This window comes from Sphingobacterium hungaricum, assembly GCF_015210005.1.
Taxonomy (GTDB): domain Bacteria; phylum Bacteroidota; class Bacteroidia; order Sphingobacteriales; family Sphingobacteriaceae; genus Sphingobacterium; species Sphingobacterium hungaricum.
This window is the reverse complement of sequence record NZ_MU158698.1, coordinates 2,427,149-2,443,617: the sequence shown is the minus strand read 5'-3', so window position 1 is coordinate 2,443,617 and position 16,469 is coordinate 2,427,149. Positions and strand designations below refer to the sequence as shown.

The window sequence follows — 16,469 nt, the reverse complement described above, 5'->3', positions numbered from 1 at the left end:
ATTAACAGTGTTAAGTAAATTTAGATTATTTCGAATAAAGACAAATTGATGACAATTGAAAATTGCTATTGGCTACTCAGTAAACAATACGATCTAAAATATAGCTTAACTAAAAATGTTCTGGTGGTATTAAATAACCCATTAAAATAGCAAAATTCAAGGCTAGACCAATCCTAGCCTTTTCGATCCAGCGACAGCGAAATCTTAGCGTACTACCGGAAATTGGGAAATCCGTAGCGTTGAGCTTCCATAAGGTATCAGCACAACATCCACAGCCTCGCCTTCTGTTTCAGGAAATGGAAGAGGAAGCGGACCAGCGGCATGGTTATACAATTTCCAAGAGGGAGTTTTCTTCGCTTTTGTTTTTAAAAGAATAGGCGTATTCTCATGGTTCCAGGGATAGTCCGTAGTATTATTTGAAATAACAACTTCAAAACCAGCTTCGGGATTTTTTAAAGCTTGATCAATCAATCCATAGTTCCAATCGCTTTTGGGATATACTTCGTAGTAGTCATCAAATTGCTTATCAGCGACCTTACTCCATTCCTCTTCCACTTTCAACGCATAAATAAGCGGCCCTCTTTCAACCGCTACCGACATTTCCGCCCAGCGGCTAGTCGTAATTTTCATCGGCAAGAGCAACTCAACCTGATCGCCATCTTTCCAATTCCTGTTTATCTTGGCAATCGTTCCATGCTTCAGTTCGATGCTTTGCAATTCACCATTGATAAAAACCTGCGCTTGCTTAGCCCATGAAGGAATACGAAGATGTAAAGGGAATGCGGATTCCTTGTCAAGGCTAATTCTAAAGCGAATCGATTCCTCAAATGGATAATTCGTTTCCTCCGAAATATGTACTTGCTGGCCGTTAGGCAATCGTGTAGTCAGTTCGTTCGGCGCATAGACCAAAGCTGCAACACCACCATCGGCTGTTTGGTACCAAAGATTCTGAACGAACTTTGGCCATCCTTGATGCATGTTGCTTGTGCAACATGGATAACCTGTCAGCAAGCCGAAACATTGATCTGTACCCTGATGCGCATGGTCCTCATAGAAGTTGCGGTTAGCTTTTGAAATCAGCACTTGATTAGCGGTCTGAAAATATTGCCGATGATTGAAATCATCCGTGGCCTGTGTAGGCAATGCATTAAATGCAATCTTTTCCAAATGATCGGCAAAAGCGACATCAGCAGTTATCGGCAACATGCTTTCTAACGAATACATCATTTCCACCACCGAACAGAACTCCACACCTTGTGTAGGTGCATTTCCATGCATCGGTTCGTCGCCACCAAACATGCCTTGGGCTTGCCCATGAAAAATATCGATGTCGGCAAAAGCTTGCTTCACGGAAGAAATAAATGCCGGATCTGGTGACTGCTGATAATAAATAACCGGCGTCTTGATTCCTTGCGCGAGGTTAACACAATGAAAACTTTGTTGTTGCCCAACATGCATATTTTTGATCAATTCCTGATTAAAAGGATAGCGATTGGACACATTGTATGGATAAAGGTGATCAACCCCTGTCGGCTTCAGGCTATGGGAGTTCGTGAAAACCGTTTGAAATGGAAAGGTCTGTTTATAAATCAAATGCCCTAAATCCAGCAGAAACTGGTCCCCCGTAAGGTTGTAAAGCCAATATACAACCATCAGGTTGTCGGCTCCCCTTCTATTTGCCCAAAAAGACCATTGATCTAAAGGCGTTTCGGGCAATTCCTCAAGCTGATAGCGGAAGTAGTTCGTCAACACGGAAATCACTCGGGGATCTTTTGTCGCTTCATGGTATTGCATCAACACTTTCAGCATCACCATTCTTGGCCACCAATCTTCAACCGGTTCCTTTTGAATACCAGGCTCGGATTTACTTTTCTCTTTCAGCGGTTTCGGCCCGATGTAGCCATCTTCGCGCTGATTGGTTAATGTCCATTCAATCCAAGGTTTTGCTTTATTGATCAGTTGCTGATCATTTAAGATATATGCCAGAGGCACAAGCCCATCGACCCAATAAGGTCCGCGTTCCCATGCATCGCCATCGCCACCTAACCAACCATTCCGCGAACCGATAACGGCCTCGTATCGCTCATCAAGATTACCCGTCAGCCCATCCCTCATCCGTATAAGCTGTTCTTCTAACCATCCTTTCGCTTTAATCTGTCCCAACGGCAATTCCAAATATGGTTTCTCAATCAATGGACTCCGATTTTGGGTTTGCGCCTTGCAAAGAAAAGTAAGCGATAGACTAATTAACAGAAGGTGGTACTTTTTCATAGCGTAAAAATAGGATATAGAAAAATCAGTGACGGTCAGGCTGTAGGTTTAAGCATTTATTTAAACATATGCATTGCATGTTTCCATCAACAAAACTACTTCCATAAAACTACAGATATTATCAAGCTTATCAAAATGGGATTGGATAAACTGGAAGAAGTATTGTTGCTATTTCTCGATTACAGATTGTAGCCAAAGAGATTCTTGGGCGTTAAAAAGCAAAGATTTTAGATGTTGATTTTATAATAAGTTGTTGCTCCGCTTTCAATAGCTAGTAAACTAATGACTAGTTTATTTTCGCTATTCCAGAAAACAGACTCAATCAGGTGTTCATCCGACCATAGGAATTTTTCGAAGCTGAAGGATTGTTCTGATATCGCATAAAGCGTTAATGAGGAAGAGTGCCCTTCATCATTCCTGAATGTGGCAAAGTTCTTATTGTCTAAGGAAAAGATAGGTTCGCCATCGACCACCCCGTATGTATACAGTTTATCATTTAGGATAAGCGTATAAGAACCGTCATACAAGTCGATACTAAGTAAGTGACTATCTAAATTAGGCGCAAATCCCATATACCGATAATCTGTGAAATCATCTCGGTCGCGTTGCTTCCGCTTAATAAATTTTATAGTGCCATACGGCAATGCCAAAGAATCGCGGTCTTTCAATAAATCAGGCTTTGATATAAAATTATTAGTAAAATCAGCCGAGTCTTTATCAAACTCTTCCTTGTTGATTGGAATCAATTGTTTCTCCAATTTAAACTCTTCATTTGAATAATAAGCGCTTACATCGATCGGATTTATGGAATCAGATTGGAAGTCATAGGTATATACTTTCGAGGAATCAACTTTTTGTGATGATGTTTTTTTATTTTCACAGCTCACGACAACACTTAACAAGGCAACTAATAGAATTTTGTTCATGGCAATTTATAGTCTTAGCATCTAAACGTATAAGTGGGTGTGGTTGTTTTCTTAAAGTCTTGAATAAATGCAAGTCAGATGCTTCAACAGAATCTAAAGAAACAAAAAAAGCCCCTGCACGAATGCAGAGGCTTCACAACTATAAAAACAAAAAACTAACCTTACTTAACCTCTATCAACCTTTTTGCAATAATTGCTTCTTCTTTTTTGCCCACTGTTACAGCTAACACACCATCGATGTATGATGCGTCGATGTTGCTATAATTTACTGAATCTGGTAAAGAAAATGAACGTGTGAACGAAGTATAGCTGTACTCTTTTTTACTGTACAATTTTTCTTCGACAACAGCTTCGTCTTTCTTCTCCACCGAGATTGTTAATACGTTTTTGTCCACATTGATTTTGAAATCCGATTTTTGCAAACCCGGAGCCGCTAATTCGATTGAAAACGAATCCTGAGTCTCCGTAATGTTTACCGCAGGAACGCGAGTCACCAAACGATCGGTGATAAACGAATCGTTAAATAAATTATCAAACACACTGTTTACAAATGGATTAACACTGTCTGTGTTTACTGTTTTTGTTGGGAATTTAATTAATGCCATGATTATGCTCTCCTTTAAATTTTTAAATTTTTCTTTTTAATTATTAATGAATAACCTAAATCAATCGGCATACCAAATCAAAAAAGAAACTTAAAAGCGACAAAACGACAGTCTAATCTATTTTAAGCTGACTAAATGTCTTGACTAAAATCATGTTGAATGCAAAAAAGGCATCAATTTTCATAATGGAGCTCCACTTGGGAAGAGCTCAGATCTCCACCAAAAGGCGGATTTGATTTTTTTATTTTTACATGCGCCCGCTGGCATGTAGGTTGCAGCGAAATGATCGCCTTCAGAATTTCTTCTGCTGCAGATTCCAACAATTTTCGTTTAGGACTCATGACTTTTGAAACGACCTCATACAACTTCTCGTAATTCAGGGTGTTCGTAAGCTCCTCGGTCTCTTCATTGACAAAAGGAAAACTGACGGAAACAGTAACGAAAAATTCATTTCCTAAAATTTGCTCTTCAGGATAAAAACCGATCGGAGAGAAAAAACGTGCATCAACTAAGGAAACTGTTTGGGTAATTGTAGCCATAAACTTTAATATGCTATAAAAATATTCATTATAATTGTATAACGTAAATTTAGACCATGAAAATAAAATCAATCTTATTCAGCATTTCAGCTATCAGCTGTTTTTCTTTATCGGCTCAGACAAAATTTCAACCTGCTGACACGGAGTTTTATGAACCAAAACCTCGCGTTGTTCAAGCCGCATCCCAAGTAGCGCCAAGTGATGCAAAAGTTTTGTTCGACGGTAAGAATCTTGCCGAATGGACTTCGACAAAAACAAAAGGCGAAGCTGCTCCATGGACAGTAGAGAATGGCATTTTCACAGTAAAGCCAGGATCTGGAGATATACAGACGAAAGAAAATTTCGAGGATTTCCAATTGCATATTGAATGGAAAAGTCCAGAAGTCATCAAGGGCGAAGGACAAGGGCGCGGGAATAGCGGTGTGCTGATCCAAGGACTGTATGAAATTCAAGTTCTGGACAATAACGATAACCCAACTTACGTGAACGGCCAAGCGGGAAGTTTATACAAACAACGCCCTCCATTGGTTGAAGTTCGCTCAGGCTCAGACGGCTGGCACAGCTATGATATTATTTTCAAAGCGCCACGTTTTAATGCTGACAAACAATTAGTCGGTAAAGGAACGGTAACGGTTTTACACAATGGGGTTTTAGTGCAGAACAATACGCAAATTGAAGGAACGACAGAATATATCGGACTTCCGAAACTAAAAGCGCAGAGCACAGGGCCTATTCAGCTTCAAGACCATGGAGATTTGGTTCACTATAGAAATATTTGGATCAGACCTTTATAAAGAAAATCTTCTGTAGAGAAACATGCGATGTTTCTCTACATTTTTTTTACTTTGCTTTCGGCAGCAACAAAGCCACGAAACCCAGCAAAGGCAAATAAGCACACAAGCGAAATACATACTCAATGCTTGTGTTATCGGCAACTTGACCCAGTAATGCGGAGCCAAGGCCTGCAATCCCGAATGCAAATCCATAAAACAGACCTGATATCGTTCCAACTTTTCCTGGCAAAAGTTCCGTTGCATAGACAATAATCGCCGGAAACGCAGAGGAGATAATAAAGCCGATACATCCGCTGAAAATTATCGTCCAGATCAAATTCAGATGAGGCAAAGCTAACGCAAATGGAACCGCGCCCAAAATAGACATCCAGATAATTTTCTTCCGCCCAAAGCGGTCACCTAACGCACCTCCAATCAATGTTCCTGATGCTACCGCAAAAAGATAGATGAATAAGTAAATCTGAGAATCTTGAACCGTTACGTCAAATTTATCAATCAAATAAAAAGTATAGTAGCTCGTAATTCCTGCCGTGTACACGAATTTTGAAAAAATCAAGGTTAACAAAATGATAATTCCGAACACAACCGTTCTTCTGGGCAAATCTGACTTCTCCGAAGCTGCTACAACATTCTGCCTTTTCAATACGCGAATCCGTAAAGCTTTTGGCTTATACCAATTTCCGATTTTAAACAAAATTATAACGGCGACAAAAGCAATCAAGCCAAACCACAGGATATTTCCCTGCCCGTAGGGAGCGATAATCAATGCAGCTAACAGAGGACCCAAGGCGCTTCCTAGATTTCCTCCAACCTGAAAAACAGATTGCGCGAAACTTCTTCGACCTCCTGAAGCTAGAAAGGTAATTTTGGATGCTTCCGGATGAAAAATGGATGAACCTGTGCCGATCAAAGCCACAGAAACTAATACCAATTCGAAAGTCCAGGCTTGCGACAGCAACACGATTCCCATAAATGAAAACAGCATACCGATCGCCAATCCGTAAGGCATGGGGCGTTTATCCGAAAAATAACCAACTACCGGCTGAAATATTGATGATGCCAGCTGAAACACGAACGTGATCACTCCGATCTTAAAGAAACTTAATTCAAAGGAATCTTTCAGAATCGGGTAAACGGCAGAAACCAGCGATTGGATAGCATCATTTAAAAAATGTGCCGAACTAATTGCCAGCAAGATGGGCATTGCAAGTGGATTTACCGCAGGAATACTTGTTTTAGATTGTTGCATGAGCGAGTTAGAAATTCAGTCAAAACCTGACTTCGCAAATGTAATTAATTCGCGAGCGAGTCAAGCAAAAATTAGAAGGGAAAATTAAAAACTCGAGTCGCTTATTCATCAAGGCTATTCCATACCTCTCGATTCGATGATCAATAGTAATCCAACAAGCTACACTAGGATAGATACATTAAGAAAAAGGGTTGAAAAAAAAATAAGGATGGGTTTTCAGTCCCATCCTTATTAGAAAATGTATTTTAATCTTGTTCTACGAAAAACTACGTATCGTTTATTTTAAAGATACTTCATAACTATATTTTCCTAGAATGGCATATTGCGCAGCATAAGTGAACATAAACATTCCCTCAACGCCTTGCCCTTGTTTTTCCTTTTGCCATCCAGCCAATAGGTTCGTTGGCAAAAATCCATCTTTATTGAAATGTTCATATCCATAGTCCAAATTTTTCTGGAAAGCAGCTAAATAGTTTCCAGCTTTATTGTCTATCGAAATCACATCATGATACCCTCTCAAAAGGATACCGTTAAACCAATTTTTAAAACCATCTGTTCCAAAACTATAATACTGAGGCAAATCCTTACCTAATGTTGCAAATTGCAAAAAACTCTTGTCTGTCAATAGTTTAGCATCGGTTACATAAGAAGCTTGCTTTGTGGCGCGAAATAAATCCGCAGCACCCGAAAGCATAGTTCCGCTATTGTAAGTAAATGATTCTCCTACAGCTTGCGTTAGCTTTGTATTCGCCCGATATTTCTCTCCATCCAAGGTTACATAACGAATATCACAATTTGGCACACAGCCTCCCATCATATCGGTGTAAACGCCCTTTGCATTTAGCAAATGTTTCTTTTGCCAGTCATATATTGCCTTGGCATAATTTAAGTAATAGGCTTGTTTGCTTACCTTTTCCGTACGGCGCGTTTTTTGATCTTTTTCATCGATATATCGGTGTTCGATCTGATCATTTTTTTCTTTGTAAATCTCGTGCAACCAAACTAAAGGACTGATCAACGGCCCATTGCTACAGGCATGTTTCGTCGTGTAACCTGGTCCCCAAGGAATTCCCCCATTTTCATTTCCTTGCTCATCCCTTGTGACATCCCAGCCGTCCAGCACATAACTAGTCAGATATTCAGCTTTCTGTAAATAGGTAGACTTACCTGTTAGTTTATAGGAATCCAACAGTTCACGAATCAGCCACATTTGGTCATCATAGACGTTTAAGATTCCAGACACATTTGCTTTTCCTTTTTCACGAACACGATCAACAGCATAAACCGACCAAGTTTTGGTCTGCGTATAAGAAGTCAATTCGAATGTTCCTAAATAATAATCCGCATTCTCATATAATTTGTCCAATAGCTTGACATATCGCTCGTAATGTTGATCATAAAGGGTCGCATCCCCAGCTTGCTTTGCCGTCTTAATTCCCGAAAGAATCGCATTGACCGCTTCTATTCCTGCAGAATACATCCATACGGACGCACGTTCGTCTGATTTTGCTTCGGTGAAAGGATTGTAGAATCTCCGCATTTCAAACGTTTCAGGATTAAAATATTTTGCTATCGTAAGATCCACTAGATCTATCGAACGCTGTAAATTAACCAATGATTGTTTTTGATGGCTATCAAAGCTGGAAATCTCAGTAGGGATTGGACTTTTTGAAATGGGGTGTATTGGCGAAGCCAATGAACTGCCACTCAAAACACTTGCGCTAGCGATACAGGTAACTATGTTCTTTAAGGACATGTATAATCGATTTGTTGGTTTTTGGACTGATTCTACAAGTTATAAATTTGTGTTGGACACAAATTTGGAAGCCTGTAAATGTTCAGATTAATTAAATTTGAGGTTAAAATATGGACTTTAAACCATATTACAAATTGTACGCTGTTATTTTAGATAAAAAAGGGGATTTGAATCTGGATTGTTACTTTTCATCATGGAACATCCATAAATTTCGCTCAACAGCAAATAGAAAATAAGATTCTCTCAAAAAATCAGCTTACAGTTCCGAAGGCTTTAATAATTCACCTTCATACTTCAACACATGTTTTAAGATTTCGTTCTCCAATTGCTTATGCAATTTACTGCTATTGCTTACCGCATGAAGATCTATTTTGTAACGTATATAATCTTTGCCGATTTCCATGACTTTCAATTGTACTTCTTCATCCTGCGCTAAATTGGGATGGTTGAGCAACAATGATTTTATTTCTGTCTCCAGCAAATCTATTGTACTTGCTGTAGAAACAGGCAATTCAAATTTCACGCTGAACAAACTAGAGCGATGTGCAGAAAGGTTAACAAAAGTTGATGTAAACACCATGTTATTCGGGATCATGACGATATCGTCTTCTTCATCCTGCAATAAAATATTAGAAAAGGTAATATCAACAATCCTACCCTGATAAGTCCCAACTCGTATGCGATCGCCGACAGATAGATCGTCTGAAAACATAATGATCAATCCACTGATCATATTGGTAATGTATTCCCTAAAGATCACCGCAATCGCCATGGCAACGATGGTCATGCTGGTAATAAATTCTTTCGGATTGATTCCGAATGCAATCATAAAGGAAATGACCGCGAGCACGGTATTCAGCACAACCGTCAAACGGTTAATTCCTAAAACGAAATTTCCTCGAACTACCCTATTCGCATTTCTTGCGTTGTAAACAGTGATGATAATAAAGCGGATAATGGACAAGAAAATACTTGGAATTAAAAAGCTCAATAATCCGCTGACCATCCGCAACATTTTGGGATATTCGGTATTTTTTTCGTCGTAAAACTCCGGCATTAGGAAGTAAGACCAGATAATCAATCCAACAGCTATGAGCTTTGAAATAAAGGCAATAGGAAATTTTCTCTTCTTTATATTTTCTTCCATGATTTACTATAACAAGCTAAAGTATTATTTTTTCGCATTGAAACCAAAAAACGCCTATTTATTCTTTGAAAATTGTACATTTAATACAAATAATCGAATTGTATGAAACGTTTGTATAGTGTATTCGCTCTTGTCCTACTCTCTTTTTTCTCGCAAGCGCAAGCGTTGAAGGAGCAACAGATCGACTCCTTGGTCAATCAGGTTCTGAAAACTTTTAATGTGCCCGGCATTGCCCTCGGCATCGTCAAAGATGGAGAAATAATTTTGGCTAAAGGATATGGTGTGCGCAGCATCAATAGCAAAGAGCCAGTGACAGCAAATACGAATTTTGGAATTGCATCCAATTCAAAAGCGTTTACAACAACAGCATTGGGAATTTTGGTCGATGAAGGCAAACTGAACTGGGATGATTTTGTACAGAAATACATTCCTGAATTCAAGCTGTACGATCCGTATGTTTCTGCTCATTTTACGATCCGCGATTTGTTGACCCATCGCAGCGGATTAGGTTTGGGCGCTGGGGATTTAATGGTTTGGCCTGACGGACATGATTTTACCCCAAAAGACATTATTCATAACCTCCAATACTTAAAGCCTGTCTCTGAATTTCGCACGAAGTATGATTACGACAATTTGCTGTATATCGTCGCTGGTGAAGTGATCGAGAGGGTCTCAGGCAAATCATGGACGACCTTTATTCAAGAACGGATACTGACTCCATTGAAGATGACAAATTCGGCTCCCACCCTATCTTTGCTAGATCCTGAACTCGAAGTGATTGATGCGCATGTACCGATTGACGGGAAATTAGAAGTAATCAATAAATACAGCAATACCATCTTGGATGCTGCTGGAGGCATTTATTCCAATGTCAATGACCTGACGAAATGGGTTAATCTTCAGTTAAACAACGGAAAGGTCGATGATAAAGTCATTATCTCTGAGAAACAAGCTAAAGCGCTGAAAACTCCGCAGACCATTATGCCAATTGCCACCCGGCCTCCATACAATTCCTTATTTGCCAATTATGGTTTGGGATTCAGATTGGTGGATGTAGCTGGCAAACTGGAAGTTTCGCATACCGGCGGTCTAGAAGGAATCGTCACGCAGATTACCATGCTTCCCCAGCTTAATCTGGGAATTATTGTCTTAACAAACCAACAGCAAGGAGAAGCATTTTTGACCATCACCAATACGATAAAGGACAGCTACCTTGGCATTCCAAACCAAAACTGGTTGGATTTTTATACTAAAAACTTAAACAATAAAGTAGAAAGCGCCGATAGCATCACCAACGCTGTATGGAAAACCGTTGAGCTTCATAAAAAACAAAAAAATAGTCCGCATCTTCAAGAACAGCTCATTGGAACATATAAGGACAATTGGTTTGGCGATGTGCTGATTTCGAAAAAAGGAAATTCACTGGTGTTCGCTTCAAAACGTTCTCCGCAATTGACCGGAGAACTGCTATACTACAAAAACAACAGCTATGTCGTCCGCTGGAATAACCGCTATTTTCATGCAGATGCTTTCGTCCATTTGATCGTTGATCAAAATAAAATACAAGGCTTTACGATGTTGCCGATATCTCCTTTAACAGATTTCAGTTACGATTTTCAAGACCTTAGCTTCAGCAAATTACAATAGGAATATGCATTCTATATTTTAAAATAACCAAAAATACGTTAACTTAGCAAGCTAATTGTGCTAGAAATAGATATATGGAAACAACATTTGACTTTGAGAAACCTATTGCCGATCTGCAAACACAGATCGAGAAAGTTCAACAGGTTTCAGAAAAAACAAAAGTAGATATGAGCGCTACCGTAAAGGAGTTGGAGGAGAAATTAGCGCAAACCAAACTAGAAGTGTACCACAACTTGACTGGATGGCAAAAAGTCCAGATGTCAAGACATCCGGAACGTCCTCAAACATTTGATTATATTGAAATGATCTGTGACGACTTCGTCGAATTGCATGGTGATCGCACAGTCAGAGACGACAAAGCCATCGTAGGCGGTTTTGCGACAATCGGTGGAGAATCGGTGATGGTTATTGGCCATCAAAAAGGCAAAAACACAAAAGAACGCCAATACCGTAATTTCGGGATGGCAAATCCAGAAGGTTACCGCAAAGCGTTGCGCTTAATGAAAATGGCAGAGAAATTCAATAAGCCTGTCGTTACTTTAATCGATACCATGGGTGCGTATCCAGGTTTAGAGGCTGAAGAAAGAGGACAAGGAGAAGCCATTGCACGCAACTTGTTGGAAATGTCTATTCTTAAAGTGCCTATTATCTGTATCGTCATCGGCGAAGGTGCATCTGGCGGGGCTTTAGGTATCGGTATCGGAGATCGTGTTTACATGATGGATAATACATGGTACTCGGTGATTTCTCCAGAATCTTGTTCGTCTATTTTATGGAGAACTTGGGACTACAAAGAGAAAGCGGCGGAAGCGTTAAAATTGAGAGCAGAAGATATGCTAGGCAATGGCTTGATTGATGGCATCATCGAAGAACCTCTTGGCGGTGCTCATCAAAATCCATTAGTTGCTGCAGAAAATGTGAAATCTAGAATATTGACAGATTTGACACAACTGAAAGCAAAAGATGCAGAAACATTAGTCGCTGAACGTATTATGAAATTCAGTAAGATGGGTGTAGTAGTTGAATAAGCGCTAACTCATAACATATTTAAAAAAGCCATTCTTAACCGAATGGCTTTTTTATGATACAGTTTGAGTAGAAATTTAATTTATCAAAACATCATTACTCTTACATTATCGAACACTTTTTTTGCTATTCATAGCTCAGCTGTAAATACGGTAAAAAAAAGCTGAACCCTGAATGACGGAATCAATGATTAGCAACTGGATTATTTACTGAGACAACCATCGAAATATCGTCTATATCGTAAAATTTAATACTATTCTCTTCTCTATCAGAAACCGAAATCGACATCTTAATTATCGTATTGTTTCTTAATCATCTGATAATATTTAGATTCTAAAGCTTGTCCTTTAAGGATGTCAAAACTATTTCTATACTTTTCAAAATCACGCTCCAAATACAACTGATAGAACACAAAAAAAGTACTTGCTTTACTTTCCGGATGCAACTGAACGAGATTATCAAAATCGATTTTATACAAAGAATCTGTCAGGAGCGATTTTTTCACAGAATCAGCTTTAATAAAATTAGTTCTACTCAATTCCTTATTTTTATTTTCAATGGACCTGTAAAATGAAAGGTTCAGCTCATCAACCAAAACTTCTTTCCTATCAAAAAACTTCGTGTAATTATCCCAAAATTCATCCGCAACTGCACAAGTCTGACATTGAGAAACATTTACATTCACTTTTGTAATGTTATTTAATTCAATTTCTTCTCCTGTGTAAAGAGAATCAGTATAAAATTCATAAACCAAAGAAGACTTAGGTTCTACATAAAATGCTTTGGTTAGGTTATAATACTCTCCCACTTCCTTGTTAAAGGATCTATCTTTATAAATCTGATGAGGCACAAATGTCCTTGGCCAATAAATCGCCAGTAAATACATATCTTCTTTCAAATTTCCCATCATGAAGGTATCTTTCGATGCAATGATCGTATCGAACAGCTCTTTCCCATCCATGTAATGAATTACACGAATTCCTACAGAATCCATATATATGTTCTTTATTGATAGCGATATCGGCTGAACAGATTCTTTCTTATCCACACAAGACAAGCAGAATAAAAAAGGCAACAGGTATAAAATGATTTTTCTCATAAACATAAAAAGGCATGAGATGTGATTGTCTCATGCCTTATCTAAATACAAACTAATTATCTTAGATTATCGTAAAATGCTTTAACAATAACATTTCCTTTCTGGTCATAAGCCTCAAACTCCATCTTCACATTATCGTTAGTCCGAACCTCATTCTTTAATATCAAATAATGTGTTTTAATTTTCGTACCTAGAGCAATAACAGATTGGTTAGTCCCAGTGTTGTACGGTATAGGATAGATCGAAATAGCGTTGTGCCCCATAGACACAGTGGTATTAACATCATTCGTTACACCGCCAGTAATAATAAAATAGTTCATAGGTTTGAACCCTCCTGTTCCAATATTATAACCTATCGCAAATGGATCGCGAATCCTATACACTGTCGGATCTGACCAACTCCAGAATCTCCAGCCAAATGTCGCATTAGCACTAGGATCTTTGTACTCGAACTTCATCTCACCGATTACGCTATTCACATTGTTTGTGAAGGCAGGATTTGTCCAGTCAAATTTTACTGGGTTCTCGGCCCAAGTCCACTCAGCAGGTCTTTTGAACATCTTGTAAATTACCCCGCCTTCTGGCGTATAAACCCGTCCACTGCGATATCCACGAATGGCTATCGTGTCTGCAGATACGCTAACCAAATTATAGATATGATCCGTGATGTCTGATGCCTGTATTCCGACTCTATACAATGTCGACATGATCGATCCTGTAGTAAAAATCAATTGAGGAGACCCTGTTCCATTTGATATCCTAAAGTAATCCTCAGTATTATTGGTAACGCCATAAACCGTAGTGACGTGGACCCGATTGGTTATTGTATCAAACTTAAGTACAATTGGTGTATAAACTTCAGCATTCAAATTGCTTTTTACCATCATCACCCAACCGTCCTCAGATGAAGCTAAAGCTTTTCTTAAATCACTTGCCACTTCATTTAATCGCTCAGGATTCTCTTCAAAATAAGCGTTTGTGATGTTATCCTTTTCACACGCGACCAATGCCAGACTAAAAAGGCATAGGCCAAAAAATTTCATTATATTTTTCATAAAAAATATTTATGTGTTTAATAATCCACTTTGTAAACAACCGAATCCAGCATGACATTCAGTTTATGCAAATCTACGCCCATATCCGAATACATCTGATGAACCATTTTGTACTTGGTTTCCAATGGAACGCTTGCACTGATTCTTCTTTGTTCCGCATGTTGCGCTTCTGTTAACCTAAGCATCCATTCTACCGTCGTTGCAAAATCTTCCTCAGGAGCATAGCCTCCGTAACCGGTCCAGAATCCGTCGCGGCGAGCCTGCGCTTGCCCAACAGACGCATATCCTGGAATACCATAATATTTACCTTGTGATACACGATCGAAGAGATAGCCCCTGCCGTACTTATGATCAATCTGATGCGCATGCTCATGATACAGCGTTACAATATGGTCCCAAAGCCAAGATTTAGAGGTTGAAAACCTATTCACGCCTCCCATTCCTAGTCGGTAATATTGAGCATTCATACCGGCACCGGCAGCAGTTGCTGTAGTTGTAGGATCATTGAAGTGAACGAATCCACCGGCAAGAATAAATTCGATAGGCGTTTCCTTATTAAAGAAATCTGGAAAGCTTTCTTTCAAAGGTTTTAGCCAAAGCTTATTCAATACAACCTTCGTGTAAGGCAAAGCCAAATCATATTGCGGCGGCATGAAGAATGTCGACCCGCTAATAATCCGTGGCGTATATTCATAAATAATCTCAACGCCATAAGCCTTCTGGATAGAATCACAAAGATAATCCAGTTCATTCCATTGAGACTTTGGCTTAATTTGCTTTTTTGAAAAATAATCGACGGTTTCATCGACATCGCCCAAAGGGTTATTATCTTTCTTACAACCCGTAAGAATGAATAACACAACCAATAAATACAAATAATTTTTCATATTTTCTTTATCTAGGATTTAATTGATTTTCTAATAATGGATTTCCAACTACAGCTTGAATCGGAATCTGAATCGCTGTACGTTTATCGTTAGGCAGTAAGATAATTGCAGTTTTTGGATCTGTTCTAACCATGCGATGTTCCACTTGAATTCCTAAACGCTTGATATCGTACCACCTCAAACCTTGGCCAAGAAATTCTAATTTTCTTTCAGCTAAAATAGCTGCAAGGGCATCTTCAACATTAGCTGGAGTAGGTAAAGCTCTATAATTTGTAGCGCTAAAACGTTCTTTACGAACCGCCTCAACATCGGCCATCGCTTTTGCAATATCTGGACTCGCTTTGCGAAGATTAGATTCTGCTCTGTTAAACAAAACTTCTTCCATTGTAAAACAATCGTATCTTACTTGAGCTGCATTTGGATTGTTAGGCTGATTACCATATTTGACAACCAAAGCCACACTATCGATTACGGTTCCACCTGAACTGAAATGGTCTCTTCGATAATCTGACGTAGGCGTGCTATAAAATAAATTATGTGCGATATAAAAACCGCCAAGACGATATCCGAATGGACGACATAAAAACGTTGAGGTCACTTGATTCACCAACAATAAATTCGCATGAATCGAAGGGTTCATAATTTCTTGCGCCCAATATTGCTCACTTGTTGTAGTCTTTCTAGCGACATCTTCGCTCATTTTGCGAACGACAACACCTTTTTCGGCAATGACTAAATCTGCATACCTAGCGGCTTCATCCCATTTCCCTTTATACAGGTTGACCCTGCTTAAAAAAGCATACACGCTAGTTAAGTTGAAACGGTATGGTGTTCTCGGAACAAAAGAGATTCCTTCTTGCATCAAAGCTATTCCATCCGCTAAGTCTTTATCAATTTGATCATAAACCTCCTGAACGGTAGCGCGATTATATAATTCACGATTATCCTTCGGAACTTCTAAAATAAGTGGTACACCCAAGTTTGTTGAATTCGTGGTTTCATTGTAATGCATTGAAAACAGATTCACTAAAGTGAAGTAGTTATAAGCGCGCAAAACCAAAGCCTCACCCAACAAGGCGCTTTTTTGCGAGGGGTCACCCGAAGCAGTTTCAAGAGATTCAATTGCTAAATTTGCCTCATATATTTTCTTATAATATTGCGCATAAGCGTGCGTTGGAGTTGCTGTGGCAATCGCATCTGAATATTCATCTTCCCATCGGTAAATAGGCAAATAAGTTGCTGCATTGCTCGCTTGCATTGTACTTGCGTAGTGATGGAAATTATCCGTTAGTATTTCAGTAAATAAATCAGCACGCATTGGATATGCATTGATTAAAAGAAGATCTACGTCATCCAAATCATTAAGCTCAACTCTATTGTCATAAGGAGCTTCCAAAAATTTCTTACATGAGCCAAAAAGTCCCAAAAGAAAAACTGTCGATATTATTATTACTATATTTTTCATTAA

General features: G+C 38.9%; 14 protein-coding genes. 3 read left to right on the top strand and 11 right to left on the bottom strand.

All coding sequences use genetic code 11. From position 1 onward, the window contains the following. Positions 1 to 204: 204 nt before the first annotated feature. The 4 genes from C4F49_RS13850 to folB form a co-directional block, all read right to left on the bottom strand. Positions 205 to 2,271 (bottom strand): beta-L-arabinofuranosidase domain-containing protein, encoded by a 2,067-nt coding sequence (locus C4F49_RS13850; RefSeq protein WP_196936440.1) that lies wholly within the window; start codon positions 2,269 to 2,271, stop codon positions 205 to 207. Between the two features lie 227 nt (positions 2,272 to 2,498). Continuing rightward, positions 2,499 to 3,197, bottom strand: coding sequence for a hypothetical protein (locus C4F49_RS13845; protein WP_196936439.1), 699 nt, complete (start codon positions 3,195 to 3,197; stop codon positions 2,499 to 2,501). Between the two features lie 161 nt (positions 3,198 to 3,358). Beyond that, on the bottom strand, positions 3,359 to 3,802 hold the full coding sequence (locus C4F49_RS13840; RefSeq protein WP_196936438.1) for an Hsp20/alpha crystallin family protein: 444 nt from the start codon (positions 3,800 to 3,802) through the stop codon (positions 3,359 to 3,361). Positions 3,803 to 3,975: 173 nt separating this feature from the next. Beyond that, positions 3,976 to 4,341, bottom strand: coding sequence for a dihydroneopterin aldolase (folB, locus tag C4F49_RS13835; protein WP_196936437.1), 366 nt, complete (start codon positions 4,339 to 4,341; stop codon positions 3,976 to 3,978). A 56-nt stretch (positions 4,342 to 4,397) separates the two neighbouring features. Between folB and C4F49_RS13830 the strand changes: the two genes are divergently transcribed. Next, on the top strand, positions 4,398 to 5,135 hold the full coding sequence (locus C4F49_RS13830) for a 3-keto-disaccharide hydrolase (RefSeq protein WP_196936436.1): 738 nt from the start codon (positions 4,398 to 4,400) through the stop codon (positions 5,133 to 5,135). 46 nt (positions 5,136 to 5,181) lie between these two features. On the opposite strand, the gene C4F49_RS13825 is transcribed toward C4F49_RS13830, so the two are convergent. From C4F49_RS13825 to C4F49_RS13815, 3 genes are all read right to left on the bottom strand, one after another. Continuing rightward, a complete protein-coding gene (locus C4F49_RS13825; RefSeq protein ID WP_196936435.1) occupies positions 5,182 to 6,384 on the bottom strand; it encodes an MFS transporter in 1,203 nt (400 codons plus the stop codon). Between the two features lie 277 nt (positions 6,385 to 6,661). Next, on the bottom strand, positions 6,662 to 8,140 hold the full coding sequence (locus tag C4F49_RS13820; protein ID WP_196936434.1) for a glycoside hydrolase family 76 protein: 1,479 nt from the start codon (positions 8,138 to 8,140) through the stop codon (positions 6,662 to 6,664). A 256-nt stretch (positions 8,141 to 8,396) separates the two neighbouring features. Beyond that, positions 8,397 to 9,287 (bottom strand): mechanosensitive ion channel family protein, encoded by an 891-nt coding sequence (locus C4F49_RS13815; protein WP_196936433.1) that lies wholly within the window; start codon positions 9,285 to 9,287, stop codon positions 8,397 to 8,399. A 102-nt stretch (positions 9,288 to 9,389) separates the two neighbouring features. Here C4F49_RS13815 and C4F49_RS13810 point away from each other — a divergent pair, with 102 nt between their 5' ends. Then, positions 9,390 to 10,934: a serine hydrolase gene (locus tag C4F49_RS13810; protein ID WP_196936432.1), complete on the top strand. Its 1,545-nt coding sequence runs from the start codon at positions 9,390 to 9,392 to the stop codon at positions 10,932 to 10,934. Positions 10,935 to 11,008: 74 nt separating this feature from the next. Further along, the gene (locus C4F49_RS13805; protein WP_196936431.1) at positions 11,009 to 11,962 is read left to right on the top strand and encodes an acetyl-CoA carboxylase carboxyltransferase subunit alpha; all 954 of its coding nucleotides are present in this window, start codon (positions 11,009 to 11,011) and stop codon (positions 11,960 to 11,962) included. A gap of 287 nt (positions 11,963 to 12,249) precedes the next feature. Here the strand turns inward: C4F49_RS13805 and C4F49_RS13800 are convergent, their stop codons facing one another. Genes C4F49_RS13800 through C4F49_RS13785 form a run of 4 tightly spaced genes read right to left on the bottom strand, consistent with a single transcriptional unit; the run spans position 12,250 to position 16,466 of the window. Next, complete coding sequence (locus tag C4F49_RS13800) at positions 12,250 to 13,059, bottom strand: hypothetical protein (protein WP_196936430.1); 810 nt, start codon at positions 13,057 to 13,059, stop codon at positions 12,250 to 12,252. Between the two features lie 56 nt (positions 13,060 to 13,115). Beyond that, a complete protein-coding gene (locus tag C4F49_RS13795) occupies positions 13,116 to 14,114 on the bottom strand; it encodes a DUF4302 domain-containing protein (RefSeq protein WP_196936429.1) in 999 nt (332 codons plus the stop codon). A gap of 17 nt (positions 14,115 to 14,131) precedes the next feature. After that, entirely contained in the window at positions 14,132 to 15,001 is an 870-nt protein-coding gene (locus C4F49_RS13790) for a substrate import-associated zinc metallohydrolase lipoprotein (protein WP_196936428.1), read from the bottom strand. Between the two features lie 7 nt (positions 15,002 to 15,008). Further along, on the bottom strand, positions 15,009 to 16,466 hold the full coding sequence (locus C4F49_RS13785) for a RagB/SusD family nutrient uptake outer membrane protein (RefSeq protein WP_196936427.1): 1,458 nt from the start codon (positions 16,464 to 16,466) through the stop codon (positions 15,009 to 15,011). Positions 16,467 to 16,469 lie beyond the last annotated feature (3 nt).

Bases quoted from the DNA above. Each gene is read 5' to 3' on its own strand.
- C4F49_RS13800 (WP_196936430.1), bottom strand. From the start codon at position 13,059: ATGAGAAAAATCATTTTATACCTGTTGCCTTTTTTATTCTGCTTGTCT.
- C4F49_RS13790 (WP_196936428.1), bottom strand. From the start codon at position 15,001: ATGAAAAATTATTTGTATTTATTGGTTGTGTTATTCATTCTTACGGGT.
- C4F49_RS13815 (WP_196936433.1), bottom strand. From the start codon at position 9,287: ATGGAAGAAAATATAAAGAAGAGAAAATTTCCTATTGCCTTTATTTCA.
- C4F49_RS13845 (WP_196936439.1), bottom strand. From the start codon at position 3,197: ATGAACAAAATTCTATTAGTTGCCTTGTTAAGTGTTGTCGTGAGCTGT.
- folB (WP_196936437.1), bottom strand. From the start codon at position 4,341: ATGGCTACAATTACCCAAACAGTTTCCTTAGTTGATGCACGTTTTTTC.
- C4F49_RS13825 (WP_196936435.1), bottom strand. From the start codon at position 6,384: ATGCAACAATCTAAAACAAGTATTCCTGCGGTAAATCCACTTGCAATG.
- C4F49_RS13850 (WP_196936440.1), bottom strand. From the start codon at position 2,271: ATGAAAAAGTACCACCTTCTGTTAATTAGTCTATCGCTTACTTTTCTT.
- C4F49_RS13820 (WP_196936434.1), bottom strand. From the start codon at position 8,140: ATGTCCTTAAAGAACATAGTTACCTGTATCGCTAGCGCAAGTGTTTTG.
- C4F49_RS13830 (WP_196936436.1), top strand. From the start codon at position 4,398: ATGAAAATAAAATCAATCTTATTCAGCATTTCAGCTATCAGCTGTTTT.
- C4F49_RS13805 (WP_196936431.1), top strand. From the start codon at position 11,009: ATGGAAACAACATTTGACTTTGAGAAACCTATTGCCGATCTGCAAACA.
- C4F49_RS13795 (WP_196936429.1), bottom strand. From the start codon at position 14,114: ATGAAAAATATAATGAAATTTTTTGGCCTATGCCTTTTTAGTCTGGCA.
- C4F49_RS13810 (WP_196936432.1), top strand. From the start codon at position 9,390: ATGAAACGTTTGTATAGTGTATTCGCTCTTGTCCTACTCTCTTTTTTC.
- C4F49_RS13840 (WP_196936438.1), bottom strand. From the start codon at position 3,802: ATGGCATTAATTAAATTCCCAACAAAAACAGTAAACACAGACAGTGTT.
- C4F49_RS13785 (WP_196936427.1), bottom strand. From the start codon at position 16,466: ATGAAAAATATAGTAATAATAATATCGACAGTTTTTCTTTTGGGACTT.